Annotated in this window: 11 protein-coding genes; 3 read left to right on the top strand and 8 right to left on the bottom strand. The window is 46.6% G+C overall.

Annotation, left to right across the window (positions count from 1 at the left end; genetic code table 11):
* Positions 1-16: 16 nt before the first annotated feature.
* The 8 genes from DCW36_RS19480 to DCW36_RS19445 all read right to left on the bottom strand — a co-directional run bounded on the left by DCW36_RS19480 (position 17) and on the right by DCW36_RS19445 (position 14,255).
* Positions 17-1,465: a fasciclin domain-containing protein gene (locus DCW36_RS19480; protein WP_164891190.1), complete on the bottom strand. Its 1,449-nt coding sequence runs from the start codon at positions 1,463-1,465 to the stop codon at positions 17-19.
* Between the two features lie 97 nt (positions 1,466-1,562).
* Entirely contained in the window at positions 1,563-3,173 is a 1,611-nt protein-coding gene (locus DCW36_RS19475) for a fasciclin domain-containing protein (RefSeq protein WP_164891189.1), read from the bottom strand.
* A gap of 96 nt (positions 3,174-3,269) precedes the next feature.
* Entirely contained in the window at positions 3,270-4,763 is a 1,494-nt protein-coding gene (locus DCW36_RS19470) for a RagB/SusD family nutrient uptake outer membrane protein (protein WP_114778426.1), read from the bottom strand.
* A 33-nt stretch (positions 4,764-4,796) separates the two neighbouring features.
* Positions 4,797-8,051: a SusC/RagA family TonB-linked outer membrane protein gene (locus DCW36_RS19465; protein ID WP_114778425.1), complete on the bottom strand. Its 3,255-nt coding sequence runs from the start codon at positions 8,049-8,051 to the stop codon at positions 4,797-4,799.
* Between the two features lie 36 nt (positions 8,052-8,087).
* Entirely contained in the window at positions 8,088-10,127 is a 2,040-nt protein-coding gene (locus DCW36_RS19460) for a fasciclin domain-containing protein (protein WP_164891188.1), read from the bottom strand.
* 1,156 nt (positions 10,128-11,283) lie between these two features.
* The gene (locus tag DCW36_RS19455; protein ID WP_114778423.1) at positions 11,284-12,300 is read right to left on the bottom strand and encodes a GntR family transcriptional regulator; all 1,017 of its coding nucleotides are present in this window, start codon (positions 12,298-12,300) and stop codon (positions 11,284-11,286) included.
* A gap of 939 nt (positions 12,301-13,239) precedes the next feature.
* Positions 13,240-13,644 carry an EVE domain-containing protein gene (locus tag DCW36_RS19450; protein WP_114778422.1) on the bottom strand — a complete coding sequence of 135 codons (405 nt, stop codon included), beginning with the start codon at positions 13,642-13,644 and terminating at the stop codon, positions 13,240-13,242.
* Positions 13,645-13,853: 209 nt separating this feature from the next.
* Entirely contained in the window at positions 13,854-14,255 is a 402-nt protein-coding gene (locus DCW36_RS19445; RefSeq protein WP_114778470.1) for a hypothetical protein, read from the bottom strand.
* A gap of 160 nt (positions 14,256-14,415) precedes the next feature.
* Between DCW36_RS19445 and DCW36_RS19440 the strand changes: the two genes are divergently transcribed.
* The 3 genes from DCW36_RS19440 to DCW36_RS19430 are packed head-to-tail and all read left to right on the top strand — an operon-like array spanning position 14,416 to position 17,553.
* A complete protein-coding gene (locus tag DCW36_RS19440) occupies positions 14,416-16,122 on the top strand; it encodes a DNA polymerase/3'-5' exonuclease PolX (protein ID WP_114778421.1) in 1,707 nt (568 codons plus the stop codon).
* Positions 16,123-16,142: 20 nt separating this feature from the next.
* On the top strand, positions 16,143-17,135 hold the full coding sequence (locus tag DCW36_RS19435) for a glycosyltransferase family 9 protein (protein ID WP_114778420.1): 993 nt from the start codon (positions 16,143-16,145) through the stop codon (positions 17,133-17,135).
* Between the two features lie 4 nt (positions 17,136-17,139).
* Positions 17,140-17,553: a hypothetical protein gene (locus tag DCW36_RS19430; RefSeq protein ID WP_114778419.1), complete on the top strand. Its 414-nt coding sequence runs from the start codon at positions 17,140-17,142 to the stop codon at positions 17,551-17,553.
* Positions 17,554-17,680 lie beyond the last annotated feature (127 nt).

The raw sequence follows: 17,680 nt of genomic DNA, 5'->3' as shown, positions 1-17,680 counted from the left end.
TCTACTTTGATTTTAATTATAACACAGGTACCATTTTGATGTAATCCAGAACGATTGGGTTCAGATCTGAACCTGACACTGGATTGCTGATAACAAACATAGTCAGCTTGCCATATTTGTCAACTGTATATTCCCCCAGATACTGTTCCTCTTCCTGGTACATCGGTATGGTTACAGCAGGGAAAGTGGTGGTCTGTGTAAAATCACCTATTGCCAATCGCTGGGTAAGATCGGCAGTACCGAAATCTTTAACCGCTTTCATGTAAAACTTATAAGTTCCGGCCGGTACATTATATAACTGGTAACGAACCCACATGCCGCTGTTCTGGCCATGGTCGTACACACGCAGATCGTGGTTATTAGAGGCATTGGATCTGTAACGGTAGTGAATCCTGTCGTTGCGCTGGTCTGTGCTGAAGTCACGTGGTCTGATTGCCGATTCCCCTTCTATGATCCTGGTCTGAATTTTATCTTTTATTCGAACGTCTGCTTTATTCATTACATAAACCATCCCGTTGCTTGTGCGGAAAGAGGATACAATAGCACTTTTATCGATAGGTACCTTTACGCCAAACAATGAAACAAGCGTATCAGGCAGGTTCTCTGGTGTATACAGGCCTCTGAAAGCCAGGTCTTTCACCACATTCCAGGAGGTTAATTCCCTGGTACTGTCTTCGGAAGTAGTTACAAAAAAATTGCTGATTTTATTGTATTCCTGCTCAAAGGCATTGTCAGTAAGAACGATAAAGGTGTTAAGAGAATCTTCGTGCATGATGTTACGCACCTTTTCCAGGTAAGTATTTCGCCATACTATACCAGTACCCTCCTTATATACAGGGGCGCCGGTTGCAGGATCAACACCTGTTTGCTCGGCCAGGTTTGGATCAAAAAAGTCGAAGCTCTGCGAGTTGATAAACTCCTTTTGTCTTTCCCCTACTGTAAGCGAATTCAGGTACTCCCAGGTATTTGGCTTCGGTTCCAGTGTTTTGTTGATTACATGTAAAACACCGTTGCCGCGTTGCATGTTTGCTTCAACTACAGAAGCGCCTTCTATCGTTTCGGTTGAACGGTCCCACACCAGATATTTTCCGTTGATCGCTTTGATACGGAGAGAAGGATTCGGGCTGTACGTGTAGTACTGCTGGTAACTGATATGATTCCCAACAAACTGACGCAATTTTTCAGGATCGTTTACCACATCCTGGTCAATGGCCACCAGCGCTTCGTTTGTAGGAGCCCAAACCGTGAAAAGCTTGGAGCTCTTCAGTAACTCATCATACCCTGATTTTTTCAGGTACTCTGCGAACCTGCTCAGGTTTGGGTTTGTGTTGATAGGCTCCAGGAGGTTCTCCTTCAGCACAGCATCCTGCAGCGCTGTATGTTCTTCCCATTTATCTTCACACGCCGACAGAGCAGTCAGTACGAAGGCAGTAAGGAAGATTAAATATATTTTTCTATAAGCCATTATTGTAATTTTTCTTTTATAAATCCTTTTACTTATCCCGGCACTGCCGGGCCTTATAAACATCGTTAAGGGGCTTTACAAGCCCTATAATTACAGATTATTCATAAACAGGTGTCCCATCTTGCTGGAACCGTGGAAGTATCTGATTCTGATCTATCGGAATAAAGTGAATCATATCCAGCCTGAAGGCATTACCCGTACTACCACCTCTGTTGGTTAGTCCCAGCATTCTGAAATCATGGCGGTCTGTGGTTTTTACATCAATTACACCAATCATTCGGCCTACATACCTGGAGTCTGTCGGTTCGGTATATAGTTTCCAGCCTTGCGCTTCAGCTTCTTCCGGTGTAACACCACCACCCGGATAACCCGGGGTTGGGTTCAGGCCGAATAAGCGGGGCAGCGGTTCGCCGTTAAAGAAACCCTGGATATCATTCGCATTCACGCGTCGGTAGCACACCCACACTTTATATTTTCCTTTTACCAGTAAAGGAGTTTTAAAAGTAACTTCAGGCACAACTGCCGGGCGTATGTTGATGGAGAAGTAATCGTAATAAGCATGACGGTCACCACTGCTTGTTACATAAACAAGGTTTCCTTTTGGCCAGCTAACTTCACTTAACGATCCGGGCGTGATTTGCGTGCTGGTGCCTGGTAACTGTCTGAAAACACTTACCATTTTTCGCAGTTCAGGCTGATCTGTCACTTCCCAGAATACAGCGGTCGGTTTACGAACCTTGATGCGGAAATGGTCTTCAATGTCATGCATAACCCCATTTGTTGCAGAAAAGTCACTTTGATCACGGTTTACCAGAGCGCCTGGTTCTCGTACGCCTGCAAACTCATCTGCATTCAGTTTCAGGTCTGTACCTTCTAAACGGGTAGTTATTACCTCCAGCGGGGCCAGCGTTTCATGCGATGGAGCAGTGATGAGGTCTGCTACATAACTGTTGCGTGGCAGAATGTGGTAGGCTACGTACAGGTAAAGGCTATCTGAAGGATTTTTTGGATCGCCAGTAGTGGAGTAGCGGTTTTTCAACTGCTCAAAAGATTCAAAGCCTGCTTCCTTCAACGTTTCGTCGGACTCAGCCAATACAGTAAGCCACTTGCGATTCGGTTTCGTGTTTTCCGATGCAGGAATGTTCAGGGTATCATAAAAACCGGTAGCTTTCGCTGCCGCTGTAAAGATGGAATACTCCGGGTCTGCCTCCAGCATCTGGGCAAGGGTTTGCGTGGCAGGTTCCATTACCTTGTCAACCACATGCAGCACGCCATTACCTAATTTAATATTGCTCTTTACAACCTTTGCCTGCTTGTTGATGGTAATATAAGAGGTACCATCCACGTTGGTAGCGCCTGTAGTCAGGTACTGCCCATACATGGTTGGCTGGCTGATTTTTCCGTCCGTGAATGTCTGGGTAGAAACAGTATCCTGAATCAGGTGAAACCGCACTATCGTTTTCAGTTCATTCACATCTAACTGGTCAACCGAAGTTTTGCCTTGCTCCTCTACGAATTTTTTTACAGCAGCATTGTTAGGCACAAAGATGGTGTAAGTACCATAAGCACCCAGGAAGCTGGAGTTACCGGTTAAATCCAGGATCTTTTTGAACTCCGAGTACTCCTCCGGGAACCGTTCCAGATAACCTGTAATGTTCACGTCGTCTGTTGTAGTCATCACCAGATCCGGATCCTTACATCTCATCATGAGAACGCTCAACAGTACGAAGACTCCAAGGAACCGTACCGTTGAATATTTGTAGTTTAGGATTGACTTCATTCTATTAGTATTTTATTATTTAAATTATTTGGAGTAAAAAGGATTCTGCACCAGGTTTTTGTTCGTCTGAAGTTCAAACTGGTAGATTGGCAGAAAATGACTCAACTTGTCACGGTATTTATTTATGATACTTTGCTGGCGGTCGGCAGGAGCGCTCTGCGAAACCATGTTCAACAGGATGTCCATACGCTCGTAGTTATTACGCCTGCTGTTCCGCAGCACATCAAACCACCTTTTACCCTCAAAAGCTAACTCGCGCGCCCGCTCTTCCAGGATATAATCCGTCAGGCCACTGAAGTCATCCAGTTCTACACCTCTTTCTGTTGCTTCCAGTGCTTTTGCTCTGTCACGCACCATTTTCACCAGGTCAAGTGCTTGCTGGCTATATTCTAAATTGTTGTCACGTTTTGCTAACTGCACAAGGGCTTCCGCTTTCATTAAAAGAACATCCGCATAACGGTACACGATCCAGTTCGGGTAAGGAGCAACATCTGCTCGCTGTACGCTAGAATTAAAGCCTATATACTTCCAGATTCTGCCATCAGCCTGTACCGAAGCGCCATCGGCCCTGATATCGAAATTTGTCGGGTCAACAAAATCTATGGTATAAAGCTCTTCCAGTACAAAAGGAGCTGCACTGAAACGCTGGCCATTCCGGATAATCGGGAAATAAGGGTGTGGCTGGGCGCCATACTGAATTTCAAAAATCGATTCATTTGAATTGCCTTGCGCGTAAAGCGTGTTATACCAGGAATTGTCTCCTGCTACAAGGCCGTACTGCCCTGACTCAATAACTTTGTTTGCGGCAGCAAGACTCTCTTCATACTTTTCAGCCCACAGGTATACATCAGCCTGCAGGGCATTAATTCCTGATTTTGTAAAGCGGCCTTTGTTGTACATCTTGTTCCCGAAGGTTCTCATAGCTCCCGCCTCAGCCTCGTTCAGGTCTTTAATGATCTGTTGCAAAACTGCTTCTTCGGATGATTTTGGCAATGTAAAATCCTGATCATCGCTTACAGTTGCATCTAACTTCAGGGGCACTTCGCCAAAAGTACGCACCAGGTAGAAGTACATCAGGCTTCGGATAGCTTTTGCTTCTGCAATATAAGCAGCAAGGGTTTCGTCCCGGAAAGTAGGGTCGTGCTCCTGCACCTGCGGCGCATACTCTATCAGCGTATTGCAATAGTTAATCGTTCTGTAAAAAGGACGCCAGTTGGTTACGTTATTTGTTTCCAGGATATTGCCGCCCACAATTTCACGCTCATCCAGCGTGGCCCGGTCGTTTGGCACAACCATATCGGCTCTCAGCTCTCCCCAAACAAACATTTTATAACCTAAATCCGAATCGAGCAGTGAAGCGTAGCACCCGATCAGGGCTGCTTCCGCCTGCTCTTTCGTTTTCCAGAACTGCTGCCGCACAATTGCATCCTGTGGCTCCAGGTATAACCAACTATCGCAGGAACTGCCCAGGAAAACGAGCGCTACAAGAAATGCTTTTACTATTTTATTATTAAACATGATGAATCAAGTTATTATGATCTACAATTTCTTTTAGAACCGGGCATTCAGACCCAGAGTCAGTGTCTTCACCGGTGGTGTCATAGAGGTGTCATATCCTACACGGAATGGGTCGTTACCGCGGTAAGATACTTCCGGATCCTGTCCTGTGTAGTTCGTGAAGGTATAAATGTTCTCGATGGTGGTGAACAGAGCCAGGTCCTTCATATGTACCTGGTTGGCTAACACGGCCGGAAGGCTATAGCGCAACGTGATGTACTTGATACGGATAAAGGAGCCATCCTCCACGAAACGGTCAGATCCAAGCGAGTTGTAGTTTGGTCCGATCACGGCCCTTGGCATATCGGTTTCGTCACCTATATCTCTCCATCTTCTCAGCACTGCTGTACTTTGGTTGTTGTAGCCGGACATGTTTTCTGTGCTGATTTTTGTCTGGTTAATGATCTGGTACCCGTAACGGTAGTTAAAGAATACATTAAGTCTGAAATCTTTCCAGGTAATGTTTGGTCCGAAACCACCGGTCAGCTTTGGATTGGCATTGCCGAGGTAAACTACGTCCATGTAGTTGATATTTCCGTCATGGTTGATGTCTTCGTAAATAGCATCGCCAGGCTGGAAGAGGTAATCGAAGGTTGGGTAGTTAAAGCGCATGTAGATAGGTGCGCCGTTGGCATCGATAATCTGGTTTCCATCTTTGTCCCGAGCAACGGTTGCTTCAGCATCTTTGTAAACGCCTTTGTAACGGAAGCCATAGAAAGAGCCAAACGGATTCCCTTCCTGCATGAAGATTTTGTATTGACCGTTCTGATAGATGTTGCCTCTTTCACGCGGATAGTACTCAGATATTTCCTGGATGATGTTGAAGTTCCTGGAGATGTTGAAGTCAAACCGTACGGTGAGGTCTTTTGACCTGATTGGGGTAACACCGGCCATAATTTCCCATCCGTTGTTATCCATCACACCCACGTTCATATCCACAGAGTTGAAACCGGAGATAGAGGAAATTTGCAGACCAGGATAGAACATATCCAGCGTTCTTTTCTTATAAATTTCAGCATCCAGTTCTAAGCGGTTATCGAAAGCGCGCAGGTTAATACCGTAGTTGGTCTGAATTACAGTTTCCCATTTCAGGTTTCGCAGCTCCAGGTCCATCGGGTAAACTCCTGATAAGCCCATGTAGTTCCAGTCGAAGCTTCTGTACTGCGCAAAGTGGGAGTAGCTGTTTCTTGGCGGGTTACCGGTAGAGCCCCAGCTTACGCGCAAGCTCAGGTCATTAATCTGGCTGATGTCCTGCATAAAGCTTTCACCGGAAATACGCCAGCGGCCGGAGATGGAAGGGAAAAGGCCATAACGGTTATTTTCGTTAAACTTGGAGTTACCATCCAAACGTAAACCGCCATTAATGATGTACCTGTCCAGCAGGGAGTACTGTGCGTTTATTACGGCACCCACTGTTCTGCTCTGCGCCATACCGGATTCCAATCGCAAGTCAGGGTTCTGGATTCTTGACGGTGCAGTTGGGTCCTGGAAATATGTAGAGGCAGAGTTGGCAGTTGTTACCGCATAAGAAACGTTCCTGTCGTCGTTGGTCTGTAGCGAGAACAAGGCCTGCAGGTTGTGGTTTTCTCCGAGTTCCGGTGTATAAATAATGTTTGTTTTGGTCTGAACATTAAACCGGTCATTGTCGATATCTTCAGCACGGTTCACGTTTGTGTTGTCTGACGGCAGACCAGTTGCAGTCTGCGGCAGGAAACGGGTGGTTTTGCTGTTATTGATATCGAACGCTACGTCGAAAGTAGTTAACAGCCGTGACGGAATCAGGTCGTACTGCAAATTGAAAGTCGGACGGATCCTGTCACCCACGTTGTTGCTCTTTCCTTCCATGGCCATTGCCACCGGGTTGTAAGTTCCGGAATACCGGCCTTGCACGTTTAGCTCCGGCGAGAAGTAGTTACCTGTCGGTACACCATTTTCATCGTACTCAATCACGGACATGTTCGGCATTTTTGTATAAGCTATCGACCGGAGGTTCGACGAATAGTTCATGTTGTTGTCCACGTGCGTGTAGGCAAGGTCGGTACGGAAACGAATGCGGTCCGACACTTTATAATCCAGGTTGATACGCGCATTGATACGGCTCAGGTCCGATCCGATAGTGGTACCTACTGTGTTATTGTAGCCAAGCGATGCAAAATAAGTAGCTTTATCACCACCACCCTGCAACGAGATGTTGTGGTCCTGCTGGTGCCCTGTCCGGGTAATTTCTTCAATCCAGTTGGTATTGTTGCTGTAGTTGTAATACCAGTAAGGGTCATAGGGGTCGTACTGAAACTCTTTTATACTGTTGGTATTTAAAGGGCGCCCGTCGCGGTTCATATAAGCTTCAGGAATCAGCATAGAGTACTGATCACCGGTAAGCATCGGAATTGCATCCGGCTGCTTGCTAACTACTCCTTTAAATGAGTAGCTAACGGTAGGCTTGCCTTTCGCGCCACGCTTGGTATTAATTACCAGTACCCCGTTAGAAGCACGTGGTCCCCACATGGCAGTGGCAGCCGCATCTTTCAGTACAGCAATATCTTTAATGTCGGTAGGAGCAATATTTAGCAGCTGCGCATACCCCTGCTCATCGGCAGTAGCAAAGTTAAAGTCATCGGAAATAGTAATGTCGTACGGCATACCGTCTACCACTACCAGCGGGTCTGAACCCTGGTTAATAGAAGATGTACCCCTGATCCTGATAGCCATACCTGCACCCGGATCGCCTGAGTTGGCTACAATGTCCACACCTGCCAAGCGGCCCTGCAGCGCCTGGTCGATAGATGTCGCCTGAACTTCAGCAAGTTCACGGGCATCTATCTTGGCAATAGCCGTCGTCAGGTCACGTTCGGCCACATCCAGCATACCGGTTCTAACGGCCTGTTGTGCAACAACTTCCACTGTACCTAAGGTTTTGGAATCAGGCTGCAACTGGATATTGAGTTCAGTGGAATTACCTATAGGCTGCGTAATAGTGATATAGCCTATGTAAGAGATCCGGATGCTGTTTTTCGCATCAGAGGTTTTTAGCGCAAATTTACCGTTAAGGTCAGTATTCGCACCATTAATTACCCGCTGATCACTGTCAACCTCCATCACAACAACTCCGATAAGAGACTCTTTCGTCTGTTTGTCAATAATTGTACCCCGTATGAGTGGCCCCGCCTTGGTTTGCGCCCAGGCGGTGTTGCCCAGCAGAATTGCCGTACCTACAAGGACACAAAGAATCAATGTATTTATACTTTTCATAAGCAATACCTAATAAGCTTTTTAATTTTAAGTTTTCTACTGAACATATTGCAGATAATTATCAATCTGATGCATTACGCTCCTGTTGGCAATCTTATTGCTGTTTGCAACTACCACATTGGCGGTACGCCCTTTCATATCAGTCAACTTCAGCTGGTTCGGCTCATTATCAACTGTGATGGTTGTCACGTCACCTATTAATGTCTTAAAAACAGACTCCAGTCTTCCTTCCTCCTTGCCATTTGGAATGATAGCAAACCTGTTAAGGATATGGTAAATCAAAAAACCATCAATCATTTCCCTGTCAGCCACATTCGTGGAAGTTGGGTCGGCAGGCAGTACGCCATCGGCAACAGCCTGGTCCATCGCTGCGTTTGAAGGAATGAAGTAAGTATAGAAAGCGCCATTGGCGATGCCGTTGATCTCGCCGGTAGTTTTGTTGTAAAGCGGAGAGTTCTCCAGGTAAGAGAAATATTTACTGAACTGCGGGTAATGCTTCATATGCAAACCAATTGCCTGCTCCGGAAACAGCAGTGGCTTGTCTATATAATACACTACTCCGTTTGAAGTCTCTTTTTTAGCAGTAATTCTTGGCAGATTCTCGCCGGTAAGAGCTGCCTGCGGATCTGGCTCCAGGTTACCGGCAGCATAAACCATGTTATTTTTAAACTTGATCAGTTCACCGCCATACGTATCTATAATACCTTCTCCACCCAGGTTATCCAGTTCTCCGCGTAGTGTTACGGCAATCTGAGAGTTAATGAGCCTGTCCAGGCGGTTAACAGCCTGATTGGTAGAGCCATTGTAGTACCAGCTATTCTCCTGTATGTTAAAGGAATAACCGGCCTCAGTCAGGGCCTCGTCAGACAGCAAAAACATGGTAAAGCGAACATTTGGGTTCGATACGGCATTTCGTAATTCCCGCTGCAGGAACCGGCTCATCATCGAATACTTCGGATCAAGATATACTTTACCGAAAACACTATGAAACGCATCTGACCGCTGTACTTTGTTGGCGCCGTAAAACATCCCGTTGCTTAGAATCTTCGGATCTATAATATCAGTAGCACGGTTAAAGCGCGCAGGCTCACCCACAAAATTGGCAGTGGCGTTGAACTTGGTTGGCCATACAGCCGTCTGCCACATGTGGGCATTCAGGAAGTCATAAATAATTTGCGGATCCATCTCGTCCAGCGATTCGTAATGCTCCAGCAACACTTCATTGATATAAGCCGTCAGAGCCTGGTTCGTAGGCACAAACATTGACCATGCATCAAACTGCCCGTCATTATCCGTTTGCTTCAGGAAGTTTTCATTGCCCGGGTTAAAGGCCAGTGCAGGAGCAAATGTTTTCAGGTAAACAGGATCGGTTGTTCCTTTAATTTTATTCCACTTTTCGGTAGCTATCGGGCTATGCGTGTAAACGGCGCCGTATTTCTCGAGGAGTTTTCTGAACTCAGCATACTCAGGCTTGCCGCTTAAGTACTGGTCGATGCTGGGAAGCGGCAGAATCACCTTGTTTACCACGTGGATCATTCCGTTTTCTGCACGAATGCTGTGTTTGTTATCAACAACAGCCGCATCTACTACATTAAAGCCTGTAAAGGGTACACCAGGAAAAAAAGTAGTATAATCTGCCTCAGAGAGGCCATGCGCAGCAAAATAATCGCTTGTAAAATAAGTTATGTACTTGTTGTTGTTATCCTCCGGCACATAGCTGCCGCCGTTGCGGTTGCTGGCCACTACCTGCTCATTTTTCCCAGCTACATCAGCAGTATAGGAACCGGTATAGTAAGCCGTTCTCCGCCTGAAGGACTCATCTTCCACCCAGCCTATATTGGACTGGTAATCGGAAAGCCTTTCTTTGTTGAAAGCATTGTAAATGAGGGCATAGGTCACAATTTCACGGGCCTTCGCTGCATCTATCGCTTCTATACCTGCCAGGCCTGAGGTTGCAAAAAACTGCTGAAACGCTTCATCGGTTGGAGCAAAAATGGTCCAGTAACCCGAGCTGCTCAAGGTGTGCTTGTATCCAGCCTTATCCACACATGCCAGAAAATTTTTGAAATTCCCCATGGCTTCCAATTGCTGATAAATCGGATCGCCTAAGTTTTCCGGACGAGCATAATAATCATCCTTTGTATCACAGTTAGTTAACAGAACTAACAATGACAGATAGTACAATAAAACTTTTGCAGGTTTGATCATAATTATATTAGATGGTAAAAAACTTTAATTATTCTTTTATTAAGGATTAGATAATCATACAGGTAGTAGCTTTTTCTTTTTTCAGACAGAGACCAAAACAAGGCATCAGGACACAGCATAGCCACACAAGACCTTGCGTAAAAGTCAGTTATCGTTCGTTTTCAAGCTCTGTTAAACAGTAAGAGTTGCAATAAAAACAGGCGCAAAGGCTTCTATCCTACAAACCAAATACAGCTTATTTACCGCTGCATCCGGAAATACAGGCATAAGAAAAACAATAACTGCAAATCAGGAAAGCCAGACACTTTACTTAACTGCAGCATCAAAGAAATGAATAATTGAAATTGTCGTTTTGTATATATTCCCCATACACACGCTATTACTTATAAATTAAAAAACCTTTTACGCACTTTTTAAATCTTTCACCTTTTGTTATAATACCTGCAACTACCTCCGCTCCTGCCCTGGCAAACTTAATTCCTGAACCGGCTAACAGCATTATTAACTAACATTAGTTACCAAATAAAATAGGTTACAAAGGTCAGACCTCCCTTCCGCACACAAACCTGAATTGCTTCTGTCTTTCCACCAGAATGTCAGCAAACCTGGTTAACAAAGACGTTACCCTCACCCAAACCAACCGCCACTTTACTGTCTGCCTCGTTAATGTGTTAAAAATAAGACACTTTTTTGCTTTATCTATCCTGCCCTATCCTGCACCCTTTTAATTTCAGCTCTGGCCACACCTCCAAAAATCACGCTGCACCCCTATTATTATACCCCCAGGCACCAGAAATCCGTGCCACTCATTCCCGACTAACTGCGGGTGCAAAACAAGCAAACACAGGTATATAAAACATTCCGTTTATTCTGCAGCCACTTTCACCACAGCCTCACCGGCCGGGGGCAAGGATCAGCTTTGCAACCGGACCTGCTTTTGCAACACCTGCCCGTTCTCACAGGTCCGGTTTTTTATGTCACCCACGCCATAGCCGTCAGGTAAACAAGAACCCCGGATTACTTTTTATAGCGAATTGCGTCGTATCAAGGTAAAAGGATTATGAATTTTATCGCGCAGTTTGTGCCGCATCAGGTGCGCTGCCGTTTCCCCCATCTTTTCATGATCAGTAGAGATAACCGTGATGCCACTGTCCAGGATTGTTTTTAGCGGCGTATCATTATAAGAAATCACGCCAATGTCTTTTCCCAGCCGCATCTGCTGCGCCCGGCTTTTCTTTATCACCTCGGCCAGATCCGATTCTTCAAGTGTGATGTAAACCGTTTTTGGCTTCAGCTGCACATCGCACATACTGCTCACCACAATATGCTCGAAAGCGGCTTCCCGGCAGAAACAGCGGAAGCCTTTCACGATTTCAACCGGATATAAAACATCTTTTGGATAAACCAGCACAATCCGTTCATACTTTTGAAGCAGGTCCTGCCCCGATTGCAGAGCAGTTCTGATGTCATGCTCAAAATCCTGGTAAATAGCAGCACAGTTGCCTGTATAGCTTTCAATGTTTTTATCCAGGAGGAGCAATTTTTCCTGTGGAATATTTTTGATAGACCTTAACGCAAGTTCTGCATTATGATAGAAGTGTGGCATAATTACGAAGTAGTCGTACCTGCCAATATTGTCAGTAATAAGGCTTTCACAGATTTTGCCGTCAAAATGATGGATATGCAGATCGACAACGGCGTCTTCGCCCAGTGATTTCAGAATGGCATAGTAAATAGTTTTCTTATAGGCACTTAATTTATTAAACAACAACAAAACCCGGATTTTGTCAGAAGCGAAAGTATTGCTGATGTAACACCCTTTCCCTTTCACAGAACTGATGACCCCACGTTTACGCAGTACCTTATACGCCTTCTCTATTGTATCTCTTGACAGGTAGTACATTTCACTTGTCTCATTGATAGAAGGAATACGGTGTCCGCGTTTCAGCACCCCTGCTTCAATATCAGAAATGATAGCATTAACCACCTGTAAATACTTTGGAGTAGCCGAAGACTCCTCAATTCGGTCCATAAGATCCATAGGCAATCTGTTATTTAATAAAACAAACTTACTATTACCAAGCTGCTGCTCAAGCTTTTACCCTCCCGTTCAAACGCATTTGCAAGTGTTCTTTTTTCACCCATCAAACCATTACAATCGATTGCGCATTCCTTTACATTTTTAGCACAAAACAAAGCTTAATCAGTTTCTAAAAACACAGCATTTACCTTTAAAAGGCAGCATTGCTCCAGGCAGCCACTAACAATTGTTAAGTTAATTAATTTATTTTTTAAAATCTAACACTTATTAGTAAGATTTATATTTACAGCTAAAATCCCGCCTGATTGGCTCTTTTCTACTTATTCTGACCTGGTGCAGCAAACATATCCGGTTAAAAGCTTTACACCACAGCACCATTTCGAATGTGGGATAGAAAACATTTACAGGAGCTCCTTTTGGACTTAAATTAGTATTTTTCAGGGTCTTAACCAGTAACACCGCATAGTAAAACCACAGCACAAACCTTACTCCATTAAGCCATCCCTCCTCCATCTTTCCTGTTATTGAACATCAAAAATGCGTCAGGGCAGGTACTCCTGGCACTACGAATCTTTCCCGCTCTCCGGACTTTGCTCACACTAATCCCGCTTCAGTTCCAGATCTGGCCTGCAGAAACGCAGCAACCTAACAGCTGAAAACAGCCAGGAAGTTCCAAATAGTATTTATACTATATTTTCCATTGAATATCACCTGACTTCCGGAGCAGAGGCTGTAACAGAAAGAAGGCGGAACAGGTGTCGTAAAAGACTTTTACCTACAGGTGGGGATCGGGCAGGCGATACAGCAGACTGCTTTCATGTTTTTGAATTCTGCTGCAGCAGCCACCATTGCCTCTGCTCCTGCAACAGGAAAAGGATTGAACTGCCGCAGGCGCATCCTGCAGCAGTTATTAAAATAACAGGGTAGCAGAAAACACTTCTAATTGCCTAACGACAACAGCACCTCAAACTCCTCGGACCGGAGCGGCATTACCGAGAGCCGCGACTGGCGGAGCAATGCAATGTTTTCCAGCCGTGCATCCTTTTTTATCTGCTCCAGCGTAACCGGATCCTTGAACTCACGGAAAGGCACCAGGTCTACCGCCAGCCATTTTTCGTCATCAGCTGTGGGGTCGGGATAAGCGGCTGCGGCCACTTTAGCAATACCAACCACTGCTTTTTCCGATACACTGTGGTAAAAGAGCACCAGGTCATCGGGTTGCATCAGCCGCAGGTTGTTGCGCGCCTGGAAATTCCGGACACCATCCCAGGTGGTACGGCCATCCTTCACCAGATCTGCCCAGGCATATGTTTCAGGTTCTGACTTAACTAACCAGTAGTTCATTTTTGAGTTTTTGAGTTTGGGAGTTTAAGAGTTTAGGAGTTAGAGAGTTAGAGAGTTTAGGAGTTAGAAAGGTAGAAAGGACAGTATTGATATAATTGTAAATTATTATATGTATCTAAAAATTAAAAGGGATGACAACTCAGATAAAAACAACCTGCGCTCTCTACCTTTTTAACTCCCAAACTTTCTAACTCCTAAACTCCTAAACTTCAATGTATTGTTTCTGTATTTTTCTTCACTTTCAGCACGTCATCTTCCAGCTCCACAATTTCCAGGCTGTAGTCTTTCATTATCTTGTCTTTGGGGTTGAAATGAATGTGCAGCAATTTATGGTCGGCGTGCTCCCAGCGGCCCTCATGCTCTTCCAGCCCGTCGGTCGGCGCTATAACATATTCTTTTACCACCCCGTTTGGCTCCAGCGAAAAGCCTGTCCTGCCCCTGGAGGGGGGAAAGTCATAGGTATTGGGCCGGTAAACCAGTATATCATCCGCGTCTTCTTCAAAGGAATGCAGCCACGTTTTCTGCAGAAGCTTTTTCTCCAGCTTTCTTTCTTTACAGGTATTGGCAACCAGGAACAGGCAAATAATACACAGGAACGACAGTTGTTTCATATGGGTAAAGTAGGGCACGGCGCTAAGCATTTTAGTTGGCGGGCCAATATAGCTATTTCATCTTTTATATAGAAACGTAGGTATATAAAACCAGGGCTGCTGCAAATTCAGCAGGTTAAGTCGGGTTTTCCTATCTTTGCAGCTATACGACTGAACTGCCTTGGAAAATAACAAAATCATAAAGCTGTTTAAACTGGCGGCATCGCTGCTGGAACTACACGACGAAAACCCGTTTAAAGTCCGTTCTTACGCCAACGCCGTAGCTGCGCTCGACAACGTGGACGAGCCACTGGAAGGAAAATCGCAGGAAGCGCTGGAAAGTATTAATGGTGTGGGCAAAAGCATCGCGGCACGCATTATCGATATAAACGAAACCGGCTCTTTTGCTGAACTGGACCAGCTGCTCAGCAAAACCCCTCCGGGCGTGGTGGAGATGCTCAACATAAAAGGCATCGGCCCTAAGAAAGTCCGCACCATCTGGAAAGAACTGGGCGCCGAAACAACCGCCGAATTGCTCGATGCCTGTAACCAGGACAAGCTGAGCAAAATTAAAGGCTTTGGCGCCAAAACCCAGGAAACGATAAAGCAGGCCCTCCTCTTCAACGAGCAAAGCCAGGGGAAACAATTGTACGCCGAAGCGGAGGCCATTGCACAGCAACTACTGGAACTGCTGCAAGCGCAACTTCCGGAAGCTACCATCACCCTGACAGGCGAACTGCGCCGTAAACTGGAAATAATAGAGCTGGCTCAGTTCGTTATTGGCAGCGATAAGCCGCTGCAGGTACAGGAAGTACTGGACCAACTGCCCGTCCTGCAAAAAGACGAAGCACTCTCAGGACCCTTTGCCTGGCGCGGAACAGAAAAAGCAACCGGCCTGCGCCTGGAGCTAAAGGTGGTGCCTCCGGCACAGCTGGCAAACGAAGTATTTGTACAGTCGGCGGCACTGGCGCACCTGGTGCAGCCTTATGCCGATACAAAAACGCTGCTGGCACTGGCCCGGGAGAAAGCTTATAATTCGGAAGAAGAAATTTATAAAGCAGCCGGCATGGCGTATGTAGAACCGGAACTGCGCGAAGGCACCAACGAGCTGCAACTGGCCCTGGAGCACAAACTGCCCCAACTGCTCGAATTTTCCGATCTCTGCGGCAGCCTCCACAACCACAGCACCTACTCCGATGGTGCGCACACGCTGGAACAGATGGCTACTTTCTGCCGCGAGCTGGGCTACCAGTACCTGGGCATCGCCGACCACTCCAAATCTGCTTTCTATGCCAACGGACTTTCCGAAGAGCGCGTGGCGCAGCAGCACCGCGAGATAGACGAGCTAAATAAAAAACTGGCTCCATTCAGAATCTTCAAAGGCATCGAGTCCGACATCCTCAACGACGGCTCCCTGGATTACGACAACTCGGTACTGGCTTCCTTTGACTTTGTTGTGGCCTCTGTGCACAGCAACCTGAACATGGATGAAAACAAAGCCACTGCACGCCTGCTCAAAGCTATCGAAAACCCCTACACCACCATCCTCGGCCACCCCACCGGCAGACTGCTACTCCGCCGCGAAGGCTACCCCATCAACCACAAAGCTGTGATAGACGCCTGTGCTGCCAACAGTGTGATCATCGAGATAAACGCCAACCCCTGGCGTCTCGACCTGGACTGGCGCTGGGTACAATATGCCCTGGAGAAAGGTGTGCTACTCAGCATCAACCCCGACGCCCACCACACCAACGGCTACGCCGACATGCGCTACGGCGTGCTAGTTGGCCGCAAAGGAGGCCTCACCAAAGAGATGACGTTTAACACAAAGTCGGTGGAGGAAGTGGAGGCGTACTTTAAGGAGCGGAAGAAAAAGAAATTAAAGTAGCATACGCATCAGCACCACGCATGCCAAAAATCCTCATCCTCCGCTTCTCCTCCATTGGGGATATCGTCCTCACCACCCCGGTTGTGCGCTGCATTAAACAACAGGTGCCCGGGGCTGTGGTACATTATGGCACGAAACAGGCGTTTCAGGGTATTGTCGCCAATAACCCGTACGTAGACAAAGTGCACCTGTTGAAAGGAAGCCTGAAAGAACTGGTACAGGAACTGCAGGAAGAGCAGTTTGATTACATCGTGGACCTGCACAATAACCTGCGCACCCGCGTCATCAAATTCCGGCTGGGCAAGCCGTCCAAAAGCTTTAACAAGCTCAATTACGAAAAGTGGCTGATGGTGAACTTTAAGCTAAACCGCCTGCCCCGCGTGCACATTGTAGACAGGTACTTAGCAGCGGCCTCCGCACTCGGTGTGAAAGATGACGGCAAAGGACTCGACTACTTTATTCCGACACAGGACGAGGTAGCACTGCAGTCGCTGCCGGAGCCTTTCAGAAATGGATACATTGCTTTTGCCATTGGAGCGCAGCACTATACCAAGCGGCTGCCGTCGGAGCGCATCATAGACCTGTGTGAGCGACTACAAAAACCGGTGATGCTGTTAGGCGGCAAAGAAGACGCCGCCACAGGCGAAGCCATTGCCGCTCATTTCAGCAACCCGGCAACAAACAACCAGCACCGTACAAGCATCTACAACGCCTGTGGCAAGTACAACCTGAACCAATCGGCCTCGCTTGTACAGCAGGCCACGCAGGTGGTGAGTCACGACACCGGGCTGATGCACATTGCTGCTGCCTTTGGCAAAGACATCATCAGCATCTGGGGCAACACGATTCCGGAATTCGGCATGTACCCCTTCCGTACAAGCTTTAAAGTACTGGAAGTGCAGGGCCTCAGCTGCCGTCCCTGCTCCAAAATTGGCTACAGCAAGTGCCCCAAAGGCCACTTTAAGTGCATGCGAGATATTAATTTTGATGATCTACAGGTAGAACAAAAATAGTTTTATGCAAACCAACCAAACCCAAACCTGGCAACAAACCGATGCGCAACTGCTCGAGGCTTTGCTATTAGCAACAGGAGGAGAAGGCGGTGCACCGTTGCAGGAGGTCCTGCTGATGGCAGATGCCGTTGATGGCACCGTGTTTACACTCGACGAATTACAGCAAAGCCTGGAGCATCTTCTTGCTGTTAACTACATTCAAATTCAGAAAAAAAAACTGGCGCTTACCACGGAATTTCTACAGGCCTACGAAGCCATCACGCTGCAGGAAGGACCGGATGCAGCAGAAAAACCGCTGCTTAAACTGCTGCAGCAACAGGAAATAGCCAAAGAAAAACTGGAAGCCGTACGGCAACAGGAACTGAAGAAATACAAGCTCAAAAATCATTACCAGCAGTACCTGGAGCAGTTCGGATAAGCTGAAAAAGTCTGCTGCACCTGCCACCACAGCCTCTGCTCATCAGTACACACAGTCACAGACAAAAAGGAGCCGCCGAAACAAGTTCAGCGGCTCCTTTTTGTCTGTGACGATGACGGCTAAAAGC

The organism is Botryobacter ruber, from assembly GCF_003347595.2.
GTDB lineage: Bacteria > Bacteroidota > Bacteroidia > Cytophagales > Hymenobacteraceae > Pontibacter > Pontibacter ruber_A.
The sequence above is the reverse complement of the archived record's forward strand: the minus strand, read 5'-3'. Positions and strand labels throughout refer to the sequence as shown.